Source organism: Providencia sp. PROV150, from assembly GCF_028481025.1.
GTDB lineage: Bacteria > Pseudomonadota > Gammaproteobacteria > Enterobacterales > Enterobacteriaceae > Providencia > Providencia hangzhouensis.
Genome location: NZ_JAMPPJ010000008.1, coordinates 44,067 through 60,177, shown reverse-complemented (window position 1 = coordinate 60,177; position 16,111 = coordinate 44,067). Strand labels below are relative to the sequence as shown.

Genomic DNA, 16,111 nt, shown 5'->3' with positions numbered 1-16,111 from the left:
GTTACCTCTATCTGATTCTTGCTGTTGCTGATGTGTTAGCCATTATTGACTGTAGGATAGGGCCTTTTTCATGAGCATCTTGAGTAATAAGCCTTACTACATCCTCTCCTGATAATCCTTTTTCATTACTTTGGCTCAAGACTTGCATCGGAGTTCCGTGATGTTCAATAATCACCGTCACGCCTGCGCTACCACCTCCCTGCATATCCTTATTCGAAATAACTCGCCCATTGTCACCCGGTATCATGTATTGCTTTCCAGTGCTGGCTTTGAAGATTTCAGGCTTGCCATGCTCACCGACTTGATACATTTGACCTGCTCCAACGGGCCCACCGTTATATCTCGCACCTGCAACAGCTAAGCCTTTTGCCATACCAACAGTTCCAGCGATAGCTGTGTTAGCCGCGGCAGCATTTGCTCCTAATGTTGCTAGTGATGATAAGGCGGCGGCAGGAGCCCAAGCTGTAGCAACCAATGCAGCTTGACCAGCTGAAGCAGCTGCGGCGGCACTTCCCATAGTTTGACCAATGATGAAGTTTTTCAGCATCTCAACGCCAACCTGAACAAGCGAATTAACGACACTGTTTAGCATGGTGTTACCCAGCGAGCGTGCTGCATCTGCTGCTGACATCGTACCTGTTACTAAGCCAGTAATTACATTAGATGCATTCCCACCAAAGGAATCTACAGCTGATGTAAGCATGTTGTAGCCTAAACTAGCATTGCTTAGCTCTTGCCACTGTGCATCCATCCTCTTCTGGCGATACTGCTCCTCTATTTGAGAACGTAATGCCTCTGCCTCAGCAATGCTTTGCGGGTAAAGTTGCTTGTATTGGTTGATTTGCTCCATCTGCTTGGCAAATTGGTTATCAATTGCTGTCACTGGTGAGACGCTTTCTTGAAGAGAGGTGAAGTTTGCCTGACTATTCTTTCTATCTTCCTCCGCTTTAGTTGCCGCCTTGGTTGCTGCCTGTACTTCCCAAATAGATTTAGCGCGTTCTTTTGCTAATGCTATTTGTTCTGGTGAGGCTTTAGCACCCAATGCCTGTGCTGCGTCATACTGCGCCAACTCAAGCGAGCCTTCTGCATAACCTTGGTTGAGTCTGGTTAGTTCAGTTTGCAGACGTTTAAGCGCTTCTCCTGCCTCATCAGTGGTTTTTGTTGATGCCTTTGCTGTCTTAGAGCTTTCGCGTTCAGCTTCTGCTAGATCATAGTTTGCAGTTGCTAATGCTACTATATCCCTTGCCTGATCAGCGTTCTGAGTCAGCTTAGCAGCTTCCATTTCCGCTTTCCTGATTGCCCTCTGCCGCTTGTCTTTTATTCCTAATAACTCGTTTTGTTCTTTTAAATTTAAAATGGCTTTTTTCCCATCATCAGTTTCTGGGTTATCACGCATTTCGTTATTTAATCTGGCTTTCTCATCGGCAGCAGCTTTGATTCTCTGTTGTAATGCACCAATAGCGGCCCCCATTTTTCCAGCCATTCCTGACGCACTATTCATAGCATCGTACAAATCTTTATTCTTTTCAGTTAACTCCCCTGTCGCACTGCTTACAAACTCAATAGTTTTTGCTAACTTAGCCTTTCTTTCTTCTAACTCAGCTGTTTTTATTTTTAGATTGTCGTTGGCTTCAGCTACCACTCCATCCTTCATTCCAAGCAAATCAAAACTCTCAGATGCTAATTTATTTGATTTCACCAATTCATTTATTTCATTCTCTAACTCGGCTATAGCATCCTTCTGAACTTCTATAGAGCGACTGGCCTTTCCTATTTCTCCCTCTAACGCAACCGATGATAGGTCTTTCATCTTATTTTTTAGTTCTTCTATAGAGTCAGCGAACGCTAAAGCCTCTTGCTTTGCTTCTTGGCTTTTTTGATAGAAGAAAAAAATTGCACCTGCTGCTAATGTGGCCGCCCCCATAGGACCACCTATTAATGCCAGACCTCCTCGCAACATATTGGCGCTAGCAGCATATACCCTATTGGCAATCGAAGCCTGATTTGTTGCAGCCGCTAACTGTGTTTTAGCTGTGGCCATTTGCGTATCAATTGCTGCTATTCTGGCGGCGTTAGCTTGGTATTCTTTTTGATAACTAACATTTACGCCCATCTGCCTATTAATTACAGACTGGGAAGCCATCCACTGGTTTTGCGCTACGATTTTAGCTCTCTCGGCTGTTAGATTACTAATGATAGCCTGCGTTTCATCACGCACAGCAAGTGCCGCCGATCTTGTTGATAGTACTTGTTTAGCAGATGCAGCAGCGTCGGCTATTTTAGCCTTTATTGATGTCGATAATGCGCCAACATATCTTGCCCCAATAACCGAAGTCGCAATGACAGCAGCAGCCGCAACCTTATCAAAGTTCTCAGATAAAACAGCAAATCCAGCAGATATATTTCTTGTTATTCCTAGGCCTTGGTTTAGCTCGCCAAAATAAGTCTTGGCTGAATTAGTTAGTTTTGTGAACCCATCTGCTACAGTGTTATCCATGCTATCAGCCATTGCATTATTAGCCTCTTTTGCTCTGATAACTGCATCGGCAAATAACTGGAAAGAAATTTTCCCATCTGCTGCTAGTTTCTTAACATCTTGTTCTGTAACTTTTACTCCGCCACGCATGATAGATAACTGCTTAGCGATATCTCCAATCAATGTCGGAGTGGCATTCATTATTGAGTTCCAGTTTTCACCCGCAACTTTCCCCGAAACCATTGCCTTATTAAGTGCGTTGATCATCGATTGGGTTTCATTGGCGCTGGATGCGTTAGCTGTTAAAGAAGAGGAAAGAGATTCAATGTAATCAATTGTTTGTTCTGTGCTATAGCCTAATTCCTGCATTGATGTAGCAGCACCAACATACAATAATTGAGTGTCTTCAATGGCCTTGCCGTTACGGTTACTTATTTCTAGGAAGCGCTCTTGGATGGAGCCATATTTTTCAATATCACCTTCAACTGATTTGAGAGCCATTTTAATACGCGCTGCGACCTGCCCCCATTCATCCACCATATTGACTATGGCACCTACACTTATCGCTGACGAGACTGCTAGAGCAGCCTTTGAGAAGGACAGCATAGATTTCTCAACACTATCAATAGATTTAGATGCCTTATTAAAGTTTCCTTCCATTCTATCTAAGCTTGAGCCAACCTGACGCTCGCCTGACAGCATTGGTTTAACATCCATGGCAACATCATAATGAATGCCGCCAACATTTTGACTTTCTGCCATATCTGACCTCTTTAAAAAAAGAAAGCCCACACAAATGTGTGAGCCTTTAGCTAAAATAAAAAACCCCGCAATTATGCAGGGCCTCTGTGCTCTCAAATTATTTTCTTACTTAGCGACTTCTGCTAGAAACTTATCAGATACTTCACATTTTTCAGCCAAGTTGCTACCTTTCACTAACTCTCCGCTCTCTCTTTTTTGCTTGCAATGCAGAGCCAATGCGCCTTGGTAATGAGTAGATTTAATTATATGACCCAAGTATTCATTGCATTGTTTTTCATTGCTTGATTTATCACACACCAGTTCTTTCCAGTGCTTAACTGCGCATACCTCGTCATTGCATTCGCTATTTGCATGTACAGAAGTGCTAAATAATAAAGCCACAGCCACTGCTAATATTCTTTTCATCTCACCATCCCATTAATTAGTTTAAGTAATGTTAGCTTAGCGGGAGTGCAAATTGAAGCAAACAAAAAACCTGCCGGAGCAGGTTGCTTTTAAGTCAATCAAAATATTCCCCAAACAGGGTGCTATCTTTATTATCATCAAATAACTGCAATACCGTGCCATCAATTATCTGCTGACGCTCTTCGTTTGTAAGAATATCGTCAGGAAAAGGCACAACAAGATCATCGTAGATATTTTTATTTATATTTACAAAATACTGTAAGCCAGAGTTGTTGCACTTATCCAATATTATTTTAAACATGGTTCTTGTCTGTCTTTGGTCTATCCCGCTAAATAAGTAACTATCATGAGCCATGAATCCTAATAAGTTAGGGTTTAAAATAAAAAGCAACATATCATAACAGAATATCTTAACTTCATTTATTCCCTGCGAACCATCTTTAGGGATATGTACATTTATATCATATAGATACTTTGCTTTCCCTTCATTTTTCGTAATCTTAAGTGATCCGCCTAAATTTTTATATATCGTCTTAACTATTGACCTGAATTTTTTTTCTATTTCTTCTATGCGGCCTTTTTCTTTCTCAATATACTCTATGGCCTTAAAGTCAATATCAGCTTTCTTTTTTTCCAAACGCGCTTGATCTTTAGTCAATTTAGTAAGAGCAGACTGATTACTTGAGAGCTCAGCAATTTGTGACTCCAACCCTCTTATATGCTCTACTATTGAATTGTATTCTTCAAGAGCACCCTTTGAGTCCAGTTCTTTAAGAAGTGAGTCTCTATGAAGCTCAATTTTTTTAAGTTTTTCAGTCAGGTCAATATTCTCTTTTTCTAAAGAACTTACATCAACTTCTAATCTTTTTTTCCTTGCGTCGTAAACCCTTAAATGAAAGCTTTCAGCCTCTTCTAATCGCTTCTGTACCATCTCAGAAAAATGAAACTCAGCCTCTTCAAAAATAATTTCAATTCTGTTAAGGTCAATATTAGATGGCTGAATTGAATCATCTAACACCTTCCTTTTTCTCCTAGCAGCCCGACTATTTGAGAAAATAGAATTTCGCAGTTCATTTATTTCATCAGTAAGGATATCTGCTTCATTTTTTAGCTCATCATAATTTTTTGCGATGATAAAATTTTCCTTATCAAGCAATAAACTACATAACTTATCTTTTAAATCAAGCAAATCAGATTCGTCATTTGATTTATTCACTTCCTGTAAAGATTTTTTTGCCTTATCAATATTTTCGATTTTTATTAATGTTTCTCTATATGAATTCGGCAGGGTTAAATCCAAACCAAGCAGTGATAAATTAACTATCCTCTGATAAAAATTATCGATAGGCTGCGCTTGCTGCATCAAAGCATCGACATAATAACTTCGCCCTGTCAGATGTCGCCGTGCGAAACAATTAAAAACCTGCCTGAATGAAATCCATTTATTATCTTTTGGTAGAATAAGTTTTGTTAAATATTTGCAAAAAGTTTGATCTTTGCCTATTTTTTCATCATTAACGTAATAATCACCATTACTGAAATTTACTCTAATTGTATATTCAGATGAGCCACAGGAAAAATCCAAGAAAAAATCGCCATAACCAGATAAGAAGGCTTTGAATTTTTTATCACTTTCTATCTTTGTGTTAAAACGGCTGCCAAGCATAAGATGAACTAATTGTAAGCTACTGCTCTTGCCAATGCCGTTATATGTATGTTCATTTTCCTTGCTTTTTTGTAACCCAGCGACAATGTTAAGGCCATCATTGAATTTGATGGTCTTAAATTTAGGATTACTCGAGTATAATTTTAAGAGTTTCATTTTCAAAATCCAGTTTTCCGATAATAAATAAAAAGTCTAGACAAAACTGTAATTTCTCAATACTTATCGGAATGGGGTAAGCTGCATTCAGACTATCGAGCAAATCGTCAAATGCCATATTTTTTTTATTTATTAGTATTTCAACTACATATGCAGATATGCAATATAATGAATCTATTGGGCTAATTAATTTTGTAGGAAGAATCATATTTTATCCCCACGAAACACTCTTCAAAAAAGTAAGCGATAATCACCCAAGAAACTGATGTTTCTTGAAAAGATGCATTGTAAGTCTTTTTCTTTATCCTCTCACTTAAGTCACCTAAAACCTTAGAGAAATTTATGTTATATACAAGTGATGCCATATCATGTAGCTCACTAATGTTTTTATTTATTATATTTTTCATTGGCACATCAGAATGACGTAAATTATCCACTAAAACTTCATAATAAAATTCATTGACTATCAACGTGCTAAGCTGCGTAAGATCATCAGAATTAATGATGTTGTATATTGGCAATGAGTATTCACTGCCTAACATCAATAATGATGACACCTTGCTATTTAACTGGTTTATTTTTATTTTCTCAGATAACTCAGTATTTCTAAAATCTACACTGTAATCGTGCGTTTTTTCCTCACATCCTTTAATAAGAAGGTCAAAAACTGTTTGTAAGGTGATCTCGTCTGTATATCTTTCATTTGCATCTCTAAAGTAAGACTGATAGATTTTTAATAATCTTTCACCACTAAGATTTTTTATATCGTTCAATAAATCATCAAAATCCTTTAAGTGTTCTGTTATATTCTCTATGCCATATAGGTCACTATATGATTTTAAAGTGTCCTTTTGAAGGTGTTTTGGCTTATCTAATATATAAAAAATCTCAACCCGATACCCTTTATACCTTTCATCGTTTAAGATTTTAAGGCTATTATCAATTTTTGATTTTAATTTTGTTGTTGTAACTTGAATAACTAACTTTGCGTTATGATCAACTAAATCAATGAATTTCTCATTAAATGATGCTGAGTTTGCATTTTTTAGATCTAGCCTGTCATTTAAAAAATTAAATACATCACAAAAAAAATCTTCTGCATGTATGTTAAGACTATGAATGTTAATGGACTGCATGGCGCCTATATCACACTTAATCAGCGAAAATGTGCGTACTATTTTTTTTATTATATCCTCCCTCTCATCAAGCCTCATGATTTACCCTCATACATCTTCTTGACGGTTTCCATGAATAGTTCTTTGAATTTATATGATCCTTTCATTATTATCCCCCATAAATTAATGAGAGATATTTAACCATTTGTTTTAGGGTAAGCGTTACTGATCTTATTTACAGCTCAAGCCTTCACCACAGGCAACTCATCGAAATTTGTAGTGTAAGCAGGTGACAGCATTTCGCGCTTCATCTGGTATCCACTATCACCGCCCTTCGCAGCAAACCAGACTTTACCAAGGCCACTATTGTTTATCCTATCTAATGTTTTCATTAGTTCATCGCTATTCTTAAATGGCCTTTGAGTCGAAAACATATCGAACTGAGTAATATCTGAATCTGTGAAGTCGGACAACATTATCCCTGCTTTGTAGTACCGATAACCGTCTCGCCATATGGAATCCAATCCACGCATGGCAGCGTTGATGATGTCTCTCGTGTCGCTGCTAGGGTATTCAAGTTTGATACTAGCGCTGTTGGCATAGTCTTCACCCGAGGCGTGACGGCTAGTTTGTATGAATAAGCCAATGATTCTACATCGCTGTTTTTCTTCACGAAGCTTCTCCGCTGCACGTTCTGCGTAATCACAAACGGCCTTGCGCATAGTTTCAATATCTAAAACCTTCTTACCGAACGAGCGTGAGCATAGTATTTGCTGCTTAACTTTCCTGACCTCTTCAAGCTCAATACAGGATTCACCATTCAGCTCTCGGAGTGTTCTTTCTAGAGTTACGCCAAACGTTTTGCGTATTGTGGCCACTGGCGCATTGGCTAAGTCTAAAGCGGTATAAATGCCCATAACTCTCAACTTTGCTGAGATTCTACGGCCAATACCCCACACCTCCTCAATCGGAATAAGTGACAGTAACTTTCTTTGCCGACTTCTATCAGATAGCTCGACAACACCGCCCGTTTTCTTCCAAGTTTTAGCTGCATGGTTAGCAATCTTAGCCAGAGTTTTAGTGGCGCCAATTCCAACGCCAACAGGCAAGTGAGTTCGCTGCAATATCGTTGATTGAATTTCTCGCCCATACTCTTCTAAATTAAATGTATGGGCCATGCCAGTGAAATCAAGGAACGCCTCATCTATCGAATATATCTCCAAACGTGGAGCATACATTGATAACAGTGACATCACCCTATCACTCATATCAGCATATAATGCATAGTTAGAACTAAATATATTGATGTTATTTTGGTGGTAATAATTTCTTCGCTCATAGTAGAGCTCACCCATTTTTACACCGATTTTCTTTGCTTCAGCTGACCGGGCAATCACGCAGCCATCATTGTTACTCAGGACGATTACTGGCTTTCCAACCAAATCTGGCCTGAATACTTTCTCGCAACTTGCATAGAACGAATTAACATCAACTAAGGCAAACATTATTGCGCCTTGTGAATAATGAATGTGACAACACCAAATATCTGCAAGTCCTGCGCATCGCCAATGAGTATCGGCTGAAAATCAGGATTCATTGGCATTAACATAGGTGGATGAGACTTTAGTCTCTTTACTGTGAATTCACCGTCAACACTAGCAATCACAATATCACCGTCTTTAGCTGAAAGCGCACTATCGACAATAACAACGTCACCGTCGTTAATATTTGCATCAATCATCGAATTACCTTCGACACGCAACATGTACGTGCTATCAGGATGCTTAATCAGCGTACTGTTGAGGTTTATTCTCTCTTCCATGTAGTCAGCCGCAGGTGATGGAAACCCAGCTGGTACACGGTCTAGGAAAAGTGGAATATTGATAATTGACTCGGAATCTATAAGCTCTAGCTTCATGATGCACCAAAATATAACTGTATTTATATACAGTATATTCTAGTTACATCGTTTGTACAGATCACTAATGTAAGTTTTCGCGGAATAATATAAACAAATATAACTTTATGCCGATACAAACACCCAATCAACTACACGGTGTATTTATTTGTCGCGCTTGGTGAGAATGTTTGGGCAAAAAAATATTCACTACACTGTGTAGATACTTTACAGTGAGAGTGAATATGAAAGGCATGAGAAATATTGCTCCATACGGCGTTAGAATACCGGATGAGCTTAAAGATAGTTTAACTGTTAGAGCAGCCCAAAACGGACGCTCATTAAATTCAGAAATAGTAATGATACTTCAAGCTGCGATTGACTCTGCATCTGCGTTACCAAAAAGTAGCGCCGAGCATATGGCAGCGATGCAGGCCGAAGAGTTTAAGAAAGTTGTTTATGAGCAACTTGTTAAAATGTACGAGGAAAAAGAATAATTATGACTGAATGTCAATTTGGTTATTATCCAAAGCCAATCAATATTGAGTTTGATGGACTTTCTATTTTAACTTCACCAAACCTGAACGAGCTCGTTAAACTGGTAAGCCATCATCCACAAACTTATAAAGATTGGTATTATGCAAACCCTGCTTGCTACAACGAATTTGTATCTGACACAAAAAGAGATTTGCCTTACCCAAACAGAGTGTTTTCCTTACCAAAAACTCACTCCATCAAATCGGATTTGTCCCTAGAAGAAACAGATTTTTTCATATGGGCCTTGTCTTTTTTTACTGGGATGAGACTCACATCCACTGAGGCAGGCTTTTTGGACTCAACCATTATTAAGCCCAATATCTTATTTGATTTCATTATTCATTTAAATTCTGCGGTAAAATTATCTTATCGATACGCGAAAAACAAAAATAATGCTAGTAAGCTAAAAAACACTTCAGCAATAATCCATTGTTTATTTTTATCAAACAATCCGCAAAGCTTACCATTTGAAAAATTTCAATATTTATATTATGCGCTTGATGGATGCTTTCAGGTTATATATTCAAGCTGTAAAGGTAAGAAGCCTAATCATGCAGATAGGATAACGTGGTGTTGTAAAAAACTTGGTATACCGACCCCTGAATTTGCGATTACAGAATCAAAACCCACCATAGTATCGAGAGTGCGAAATGAAACCATGCATGAGGCTCTATTTTATGGTGAGCCATTAGGATTTGCCATTAGCGAAGACAGCACCTCATTAGAATTAAATAGGGAGACAGCATTCTTAATAAGGAATATGGAGAAACTAGTTTGTAGAATGATTGTTTCAATTTTTAACATGAATGATTCTAAATACGCTCAGTCGCCTATTAGTCCGCTATCTAGAAGTAAGTTGCTATTAGAGTTTGATAAAATATTATAGAAAATATCATCCGCTAAAAAACCCCCTCTATGCATTCTTAGTCAGTGCAATTCGACGTTTTTTACGCTCGAAATAATCATCAACAGCAGTGTCATATTCTTCTTTGGTGAAGCCTTTTTCTTCTGGATACTTAGCTTTAAGCATCATCAGAAACTCTGACATTGTGAGCATCTCGGCTTCGTCACGGTTCATTTCAAAGTGCACTCGGGAGGCATTGATATATTCGACAGCATTAAATGAATCAGTGAATTCTTTGTCGCTCTCATTACGCTGTAGCTTCCTGATTTTCACCTTGCCAATTACGCCATGGATCATCAACTCTCTAGCCAACACGATAATGTCAGATATTGGCATTTTACCCATGCGGTATACTGTGCCGTTTTTACCCGCTCGCCACTGGCCTATTAATTCGTCGCAGTCCTTATTGCAACATGCTTGCATCACAATCATTGCTGATGATAGCAATTTGCGAGACGTACTTTTTTTCAAATATTTCAACAGCCAATTGCTATTTGAATCGCCGTTAAGCGAATATGCCGCCAATAATGAAATGGCCTCACTAACGACAGAACCAGATAAAACCGTGAAGGTGTCAACTATTTCTGATGGGCTACCGATATTCGTCATTGCATTAAATGACGGGCTAAAAATGTACTCGTTATTAGGTGTTTGAACAGCGAACTCGCCATATTCTATTTTCGGTGTCATAAGATACTCCTAGTATTATCAAGGGCACTCGTAAGTACCCTTTGTAATATTAAGGAGCTGTTACGGTCACTTCTGACGTATCTGTCAGGCCACCATCAGCGGTTGTTGCCGTGATGGTAACTTTGCCAGCAGCGATACCAGTAACTAGGCCGTTTGGTGTAACAGTTGCCTTACCTGCATCAGAGCTTTTCCACACAATCGCTTTATTAGTTGCGTTGCTAGGTGTCACCGTTGCCGATAATTGCGTTGTCTTTCCTACTTCAACTGATGCGGTTTTAGGTGCAACAACTACAGCAGTAACAGGGATTGCATTGTCATCTTCGATAACTTGGAAAGTCGTACCATCAGCCAGTTTTAGCTCTAAGCTGTAGGTTACAATTTCTTTCACCCCGCCACCGTCACTTAACCCAGTAACGTTCATGTATCCAATGTGATAGTAATCACCCCAGTGCAAACGCATCCACACGGTAGGCTGACGACGAGCCTTAATCTCATCAACAACGTATTTAATAAATTGCTGAATACCAAACTCATCAGAACGGTCATGAAGACGTACTTCACCTTCAATCGAGTAAGTCGGGTCAAGGTTTGAAATCATAGTGGAAGAAATACCGCCATTATCAGCATCAGAAACCAGCGTTTCAGGCGCTAAATCCCACGTCACCGATGTTGGCAGGCCATTTAGTTTTAACTCTTCGTCAGTCGGGAACTGGTCAGGACAACCATATGCCAACTCGACAGTTTTCAATCGCCCAGTCATGATGTCTGAGCTAGTAGTACAACCTTGCATGTTGCCTCTCTTATAAATAAAAAAGGCCGCGCATTGGCGACCTAGTTTGAGATTTGTTTGTTTATGATAAGCAGCGGAATGAGAGTCTGAATATCGTTCGGTTTTCTGTGGTTACAATTCCAGACGGCAACCCACCCATATTAAAAACTGAGTTGAGATTACAGTCGCTAGGATTTGCCGCGACATATTTGAGTATTTCATCAGCGCGAGTTAATGCGGGGATTGGGTCATCTTGTGCGGACACGAGAATAACATCGACATAATCATCGGCACTCAACTCACCCAGTCGACCAGTACCACTGGAGGGACGGATAACAATGTATTGTTGAATCTTGCTATCTGGCCTCTCCTTCCATTCAAGCCTTTGAACAATGAAGTCAGAAGTCAGGTTTCCGCGCTCCAAGTAATCGAGAAAGTCGTCAATAATCACAATGTCATCTCCCGCCTGATCGCCTCTTCAACTTCTTGTCTTCCCTCTTCGGCAGCTAATTGCAGGAACTTAGGTTTTGCGTTCGGGTCCCAATAGTTTCCGGTTAAACTACCACCGCCAAAGGATTTCCCTTCACGAGTTTTACCAAAGTGAGCCCTAGGTTGGCCTTTTAATGTGCCCAGTGCATTATGTACATAAGCGGCATAATTGGCTGTATAAATAACCCTACCTGTCAGTAAATATCCATTTACTTTCAGTTCCCTATTCTGTGAGTTAATTAGCGTAGATGTGTCGATTGGCGTATACAGAGCTGCCCTGAGACCAATAACATTTGCACCAGACATCACGGCTCTTGCGGCTCTGCGATTAACACCTTCTACAAACGCATGTATGTTATTAACGACCCGAACACGTTTAGCCATATCACGTCCTTATCTCATAGTCTGGCTCTTCACCGAAAAAGCTCATGTCATCTTCTTTAACTGTGATGATAATGTCAGCTCCTGCGACTCTCGGGTCAGATTGAGAAGTGGTATCACCTTTGGCAATGTAGAAGCCGCGCTCAGGCCTTTGCACATCGACACCGTTGCGCTTCAACTCAGTGTAAAACACGTTATTGGTGACGAACTCTTTGCCCAAGTCGTCTTTCACAACTTCATTGCTAGATTGCCACGTGCAGTCGATAAGATATGGAGTGCCATAGGTGATTGTGTCATCCCATTTTCCACCGCCGCGAGTGACAGGGTAAACAGTAGCGACATTGGTATATGACCAGTTAGCCGTATTACTCACGAGTAACCCCCTACCACACCAAAAAACCCAACCGATTTACTCGCCAGTGGTAGCGTAGATAAACACCCTGCCGTATCCCATGCTCTCAACTGTTTCAATAAATAATCTGTCCCAGCAGAGTCATAAGTAAACGAACGTGACGCCCCGTTAGGAGCGCCTTGTGATGATATCTTTCTAGCGCCAGACAATGAGGCAAGGCGAACCAGCGCATAAACTAGAAGCAGCTTTTGCAGCGACTCATCATAGTTAGCCGCCAAGCATTCAGATTTTGCATTCACTTGTTCCAGTAGCAACAACAGCACGGAATCAGGCAATGTAAACCCAAGCTCGGCTATCATTGGCTTTACATCATCAAGTGTTATCACCATCTGATTTACCTTTACCTTTTTTCTTCTCTGGCGTGGAGACTTCGAGTTTTCGTTCTTCGATTCGCTCTACCAGACCAGCCCGTAGCCATGTTTCAGCAGTTTCTTCTGAGACATCCAGCTGAGCGCCAACCTCTTGTTTTTTGAGGTCGGCACCAGCAAAGAAGTTACTTGAAATAACCTTTACCAGTGCCATGAATCCCCCTTATGCGCCTTTAGCGTGGATAACTGAGAAGTGACCCGCGATGTCTTGCTTAACCATCAGACCAGCAGCACCCCATGTGCGCCATACATAATCTGAGTTATAGAACTGGCGAGGGTCTGCAACAGTACCGAATGCCTGACCGACGATAGGAGCGATAACACCAGCACCCAGCGGAACAATGAGAACTTCGTTACCTTTCAGCTCATAGTCTTCTTTGATGTCTTTAATGCCCGTGATTTTCTTAATTTCTTCAAGAATGGTGCGGGTTTGGTTAACATCAAAGTAGACCGATTCCCAGTTAGACAGAATTTCGCCTGAGACATACCAAGTTTGCTCGCCATATTGCAAGTTTTGCAACTTCAGAACGTCACGCAGTTTGATGATTTCAGTACGGATTTTCTTGCCATCTTGCTCAGTTGCGAAATTGATATTCAATGTCACTTGAGCTACGCGCTCATCATTACGCAAGCCTTTAAACGTCTTACCATCAAACGCAATGAAGTTACCCGCAGCATCACGGAAACCATTCCAGATAAAATCGAGGTACTTACGGCGAACAGTATCAACAGAGTCTTTCTGAGCGTCAGATAACGAAGCCAGTGCAGAGCCTTTACCGAAAATCGGGTCACGCCATGTGAACTTAAAGCCAGTGTCATGAATTGGCACCATTGTTCCATCGAAGCTATAAGCGCTAGCATCAAGTAACGCACCGACCTGACCACTCATTGACGTGTGAGCCACACCGCCACCGCCTTTACGTGCATATTCATAGACCGACTCATCAATACGAACTGAGCGAGATAGGCCCATAAGGTCGTTTAACAAGGTGAATTCAGTGTTTGGCTGGAATTCAGCTAACACAGTCTGGTCATACGCTTTGTACAAACGTTTAATGTCGTCCACCGCATTGGCAGCGTCTAAAACAGGCACATTACGAGCACGAGAAATAAAGTCAGCCACAGCCTGAGCAGATGAGTTACGCTCCAAACTCAACGCACCGAACTGCGCTTGGTTGGCTTCAAGGTTCCCCGTTTCGGTTGCCTTCTTAGTTGAAAAATAAAACATTCAGTTCTCCTTACTTGAACACAACACGAACCAGATCACCCGCTTCAGCGGTTAATGCTGTATCTTCTTCGACATAGGCAAATACTGCTTCGCCTTCTGCACCAGTTGCCAGTGTGACTTGACCGTTAGCAACAATAACCGCTTGGCCTTTCTTGTAAGTGCCAGCAGCGGCACGCACGTTTAAGAACAAACCTTGCATTGGTTGAATTGCAACAACCCAATCACCCGCCTTGATTACATCATCAACCGTTTGGCAGCGTAGATAATCAAAGTTGGCCACATACAAAATGTTCGCTTCTTTACCGTCGACTGATGGCGTGAATTTAGCAGTGGTCTCATCATAGAAACCGATAACACCCGCTTTAGTGTCAGCCGAAGCCGCGCCTTCACGATTTAATAGCGGATTAGGAAATACACCACCCGCATGAATTACACGTTTTTTATTCGCCATGTTTTACTCCGGCATATCTGAAACTGATTGAGAGGAATTGACTTGTTGGAATGAACCATTCAGGCCATGTGATACATTGCACTGTGCGTATAGCTCTTTCAGTGGGTCGCCACTTAGCGCATTAACAGCGATGTCGGACATGCCGAATTTAGCTTTCACAGCATCACGCATTGCATTTACTTCTTTGTCTGCGTTAGCGTTTAACTGCGCTTGAAGTGGGGCAATAGCAGCGTTTACAGCGGCTGTAATTTGCTGCTGTAGTTCACTGTTGTTTGCGGTGTCGGCTTTATCCTTTTCCGCTTTCTCTTTTTTCTCACGCGCAGCTTTTTCTTCTGGCGTTTCCTCTTTCTTTTCTTCGGCGTTCATTTGATTGTACGCATCCAGTAATTCAGCATCAGATTTACCTTCTGTTTCGATGCCTTTCGCCTTCAGCGCATTCGTGATGATTTCTTTCATCGGGTTAGTTTCCTTATTGGTTTTAACTTCGTACTCTGTTGGCTTGCGCACAACTTCGATAGGCTCACCAACGAGTTCGGCGTCTCCGTCATCGTTCATGAGATATTTTTGTTGGTAGGTTTTACCTGATTTGTAGTAAATGAATTTATCGGGCCATACCATTTCGGGATAAGGCCAATCATCGCCACTGGAAGCATTGCGTAATGCCGCACGTAATGCGGAATAGATGTCTTCAAATGAGAATGAATTGTTAGCGAAAAAGAACTTAGCTTTGTTGAATAAGCCTTCTTGTGTGAAGTTTGCTGCATCAATAAGCTCTGCTGTTTCAGTTTCTAGCTTCTCACCCTCGCTATTCACGAACATTCCCACGCCATCTTCTGGCGTAGCTGCTCCTGGTTCTGATGCGGGTAAAATAGCGATATGGTCAAAGTGCATGTTTCTAGCGACCCATGTGTAGGCTTTACCCTTTGACTTGCCTTTGTTCTGTTCGCGCTGGAGCAATAACCCCGTTGATACATGAATGGGATCGGAACTGTTGCCCGCGATAATTTCATCAATTCGGGATAGGAATTCTTTCCCCTTCTCGCAGCCATCAGCAAATCGACGGTTTACTTTCACATCCATGATGACCTTTTCGCCATCCTTACGGACGTTTTCAGCCCACGCCCCAATGTGATATTGGTTTACTGCACGCGGCATGTCTGCCGATACATAATCAGTGCCGATTTTAGGATGACCATATGGACACTGTCGCCCCTCCATCGACTTAAAACTGCTGTTAATCTCACTGGCTGGATATAAACCACCGTTCATCACAACATCATCAATGACAGGCACAACGCCGCGAATGACGATATGCTCATCACCATCGATAGTTTCAGTTGAGATATTGGAGGAGTTGACAGCCAGTGATTTAACATGAATGCTGGATAGCTTCATGTGTTGACCT

19 protein-coding genes are annotated in these 16,111 nt (G+C 41.0%); 2 read left to right on the top strand and 17 right to left on the bottom strand.

Annotation, left to right across the window (positions count from 1 at the left end):
* Positions 1-7: 7 nt before the first annotated feature.
* The 7 genes from PSE83_RS07910 to umuD form a co-directional block, all read right to left on the bottom strand.
* A complete protein-coding gene (locus tag PSE83_RS07910; RefSeq protein ID WP_272660787.1) occupies positions 8-3,178 on the bottom strand; it encodes a tape measure protein in 3,171 nt (1,056 codons plus the stop codon).
* Positions 3,179-3,343: 165 nt separating this feature from the next.
* On the bottom strand, positions 3,344-3,643 hold the full coding sequence (locus PSE83_RS07905; RefSeq protein WP_272660786.1) for a hypothetical protein: 300 nt from the start codon (positions 3,641-3,643) through the stop codon (positions 3,344-3,346).
* A gap of 94 nt (positions 3,644-3,737) precedes the next feature.
* A complete protein-coding gene (locus tag PSE83_RS07900; RefSeq protein ID WP_272660785.1) occupies positions 3,738-5,465 on the bottom strand; it encodes a DUF2326 domain-containing protein in 1,728 nt (575 codons plus the stop codon).
* Complete coding sequence (locus tag PSE83_RS20420) at positions 5,437-5,673, bottom strand: ABC-three component system middle component 6 (RefSeq protein WP_006660988.1); 237 nt, start codon at positions 5,671-5,673, stop codon at positions 5,437-5,439. Before PSE83_RS20420 ends, PSE83_RS07900 begins: the two co-directional genes overlap by 29 nt.
* On the bottom strand, positions 5,648-6,679 hold the full coding sequence (locus PSE83_RS07895; RefSeq protein WP_272660784.1) for an SMEK domain-containing protein: 1,032 nt from the start codon (positions 6,677-6,679) through the stop codon (positions 5,648-5,650). Before PSE83_RS07895 ends, PSE83_RS20420 begins: the two co-directional genes overlap by 26 nt.
* Positions 6,680-6,822: 143 nt before the next feature.
* Positions 6,823-8,085 carry a translesion error-prone DNA polymerase V subunit UmuC gene (gene umuC, locus PSE83_RS07890; RefSeq protein WP_272660783.1) on the bottom strand — a complete coding sequence of 421 codons (1,263 nt, stop codon included), beginning with the start codon at positions 8,083-8,085 and terminating at the stop codon, positions 6,823-6,825.
* On the bottom strand, positions 8,085-8,498 hold the full coding sequence (gene umuD, locus PSE83_RS07885; protein ID WP_110732150.1) for a translesion error-prone DNA polymerase V autoproteolytic subunit: 414 nt from the start codon (positions 8,496-8,498) through the stop codon (positions 8,085-8,087). The genes umuC and umuD overlap by 1 nt, the downstream gene beginning before the upstream one ends.
* Before the next feature lie 224 nt (positions 8,499-8,722).
* On the opposite strand from umuD, the gene PSE83_RS07880 reads away from it, so the two are divergent.
* Both PSE83_RS07880 and PSE83_RS07875 read left to right on the top strand, forming a co-directional pair.
* On the top strand, positions 8,723-8,974 hold the full coding sequence (locus PSE83_RS07880; RefSeq protein ID WP_217008214.1) for an Arc family DNA-binding protein: 252 nt from the start codon (positions 8,723-8,725) through the stop codon (positions 8,972-8,974).
* 2 nt (positions 8,975-8,976) lie between these two features.
* Complete coding sequence (locus tag PSE83_RS07875) at positions 8,977-9,900, top strand: hypothetical protein (protein ID WP_217008213.1); 924 nt, start codon at positions 8,977-8,979, stop codon at positions 9,898-9,900.
* Between the two features lie 27 nt (positions 9,901-9,927).
* Here PSE83_RS07875 and PSE83_RS07870 read toward each other — a convergent pair whose 3' ends face one another.
* From PSE83_RS07870 to PSE83_RS07825, 10 genes are all read right to left on the bottom strand, one after another.
* Positions 9,928-10,608, bottom strand: coding sequence for a DUF6246 family protein (locus PSE83_RS07870; protein ID WP_272660782.1), 681 nt, complete (start codon positions 10,606-10,608; stop codon positions 9,928-9,930).
* Between the two features lie 49 nt (positions 10,609-10,657).
* On the bottom strand, positions 10,658-11,398 hold the full coding sequence (locus PSE83_RS07865; RefSeq protein WP_272660781.1) for an Ig-like domain-containing protein: 741 nt from the start codon (positions 11,396-11,398) through the stop codon (positions 10,658-10,660).
* Positions 11,399-11,459: 61 nt separating this feature from the next.
* Positions 11,460-11,828 carry a phage tail termination protein gene (locus PSE83_RS07860; RefSeq protein ID WP_442960077.1) on the bottom strand — a complete coding sequence of 123 codons (369 nt, stop codon included), beginning with the start codon at positions 11,826-11,828 and terminating at the stop codon, positions 11,460-11,462.
* Positions 11,825-12,250, bottom strand: a complete 426-nt coding sequence (locus tag PSE83_RS07855) for an HK97 gp10 family phage protein (protein WP_272660779.1) — start codon at positions 12,248-12,250, stop codon at positions 11,825-11,827. The genes PSE83_RS07860 and PSE83_RS07855 overlap by 4 nt, the downstream gene beginning before the upstream one ends.
* A 1-nt stretch (position 12,251) precedes the next feature.
* Positions 12,252-12,620, bottom strand: coding sequence for a hypothetical protein (locus tag PSE83_RS07850; RefSeq protein ID WP_272660778.1), 369 nt, complete (start codon positions 12,618-12,620; stop codon positions 12,252-12,254).
* Positions 12,617-12,988 carry a DUF7370 family protein gene (locus PSE83_RS07845; RefSeq protein WP_094963023.1) on the bottom strand — a complete coding sequence of 124 codons (372 nt, stop codon included), beginning with the start codon at positions 12,986-12,988 and terminating at the stop codon, positions 12,617-12,619. Before PSE83_RS07845 ends, PSE83_RS07850 begins: the two co-directional genes overlap by 4 nt.
* Complete coding sequence (locus PSE83_RS07840; protein ID WP_154635016.1) at positions 12,972-13,181, bottom strand: hypothetical protein; 210 nt, start codon at positions 13,179-13,181, stop codon at positions 12,972-12,974. Before PSE83_RS07840 ends, PSE83_RS07845 begins: the two co-directional genes overlap by 17 nt.
* 9 nt (positions 13,182-13,190) lie before the next feature.
* Entirely contained in the window at positions 13,191-14,255 is a 1,065-nt protein-coding gene (locus PSE83_RS07835; RefSeq protein WP_272574773.1) for a major capsid protein, read from the bottom strand.
* A 10-nt stretch (positions 14,256-14,265) separates the two neighbouring features.
* A complete protein-coding gene (locus PSE83_RS07830) occupies positions 14,266-14,706 on the bottom strand; it encodes a hypothetical protein (protein ID WP_272574772.1) in 441 nt (146 codons plus the stop codon).
* A 3-nt stretch (positions 14,707-14,709) separates the two neighbouring features.
* Positions 14,710-16,101 (bottom strand): DUF2213 domain-containing protein, encoded by a 1,392-nt coding sequence (locus PSE83_RS07825; RefSeq protein WP_272574771.1) that lies wholly within the window; start codon positions 16,099-16,101, stop codon positions 14,710-14,712.
* Positions 16,102-16,111 lie beyond the last annotated feature (10 nt).

Excerpts from the sequence above, each read along its gene's own strand:
- PSE83_RS07910 (WP_272660787.1), bottom strand. The coding sequence starts at position 3,178 with ATGCTGTCAGGCGAGCGTCAGGTTGGCTCAAGCTTAGATAGAATGGAA.
- PSE83_RS07905 (WP_272660786.1), bottom strand. The coding sequence starts at position 3,643 with ATGAAAAGAATATTAGCAGTGGCTGTGGCTTTATTATTTAGCACTTCT.
- PSE83_RS07900 (WP_272660785.1), bottom strand. The coding sequence starts at position 5,465 with ATGAAACTCTTAAAATTATACTCGAGTAATCCTAAATTTAAGACCATC.
- PSE83_RS20420 (WP_006660988.1), bottom strand. The coding sequence starts at position 5,673 with ATGATTCTTCCTACAAAATTAATTAGCCCAATAGATTCATTATATTGC.
- PSE83_RS07895 (WP_272660784.1), bottom strand. The coding sequence starts at position 6,679 with ATGAGGCTTGATGAGAGGGAGGATATAATAAAAAAAATAGTACGCACA.
- umuC (WP_272660783.1), bottom strand. The coding sequence starts at position 8,085 with ATGTTTGCCTTAGTTGATGTTAATTCGTTCTATGCAAGTTGCGAGAAA.
- umuD (WP_110732150.1), bottom strand. The coding sequence starts at position 8,498 with ATGAAGCTAGAGCTTATAGATTCCGAGTCAATTATCAATATTCCACTT.
- PSE83_RS07880 (WP_217008214.1), top strand. The coding sequence starts at position 8,723 with ATGAAAGGCATGAGAAATATTGCTCCATACGGCGTTAGAATACCGGAT.
- PSE83_RS07875 (WP_217008213.1), top strand. The coding sequence starts at position 8,977 with ATGACTGAATGTCAATTTGGTTATTATCCAAAGCCAATCAATATTGAG.
- PSE83_RS07870 (WP_272660782.1), bottom strand. The coding sequence starts at position 10,608 with ATGACACCGAAAATAGAATATGGCGAGTTCGCTGTTCAAACACCTAAT.
- PSE83_RS07865 (WP_272660781.1), bottom strand. The coding sequence starts at position 11,398 with ATGCAAGGTTGTACTACTAGCTCAGACATCATGACTGGGCGATTGAAA.
- PSE83_RS07855 (WP_272660779.1), bottom strand. The coding sequence starts at position 12,250 with ATGGCTAAACGTGTTCGGGTCGTTAATAACATACATGCGTTTGTAGAA.
- PSE83_RS07845 (WP_094963023.1), bottom strand. The coding sequence starts at position 12,988 with ATGGTGATAACACTTGATGATGTAAAGCCAATGATAGCCGAGCTTGGG.
- PSE83_RS07840 (WP_154635016.1), bottom strand. The coding sequence starts at position 13,181 with ATGGCACTGGTAAAGGTTATTTCAAGTAACTTCTTTGCTGGTGCCGAC.
- PSE83_RS07835 (WP_272574773.1), bottom strand. The coding sequence starts at position 14,255 with ATGTTTTATTTTTCAACTAAGAAGGCAACCGAAACGGGGAACCTTGAA.
- PSE83_RS07830 (WP_272574772.1), bottom strand. The coding sequence starts at position 14,706 with ATGGCGAATAAAAAACGTGTAATTCATGCGGGTGGTGTATTTCCTAAT.
- PSE83_RS07825 (WP_272574771.1), bottom strand. The coding sequence starts at position 16,101 with ATGAAGCTATCCAGCATTCATGTTAAATCACTGGCTGTCAACTCCTCC.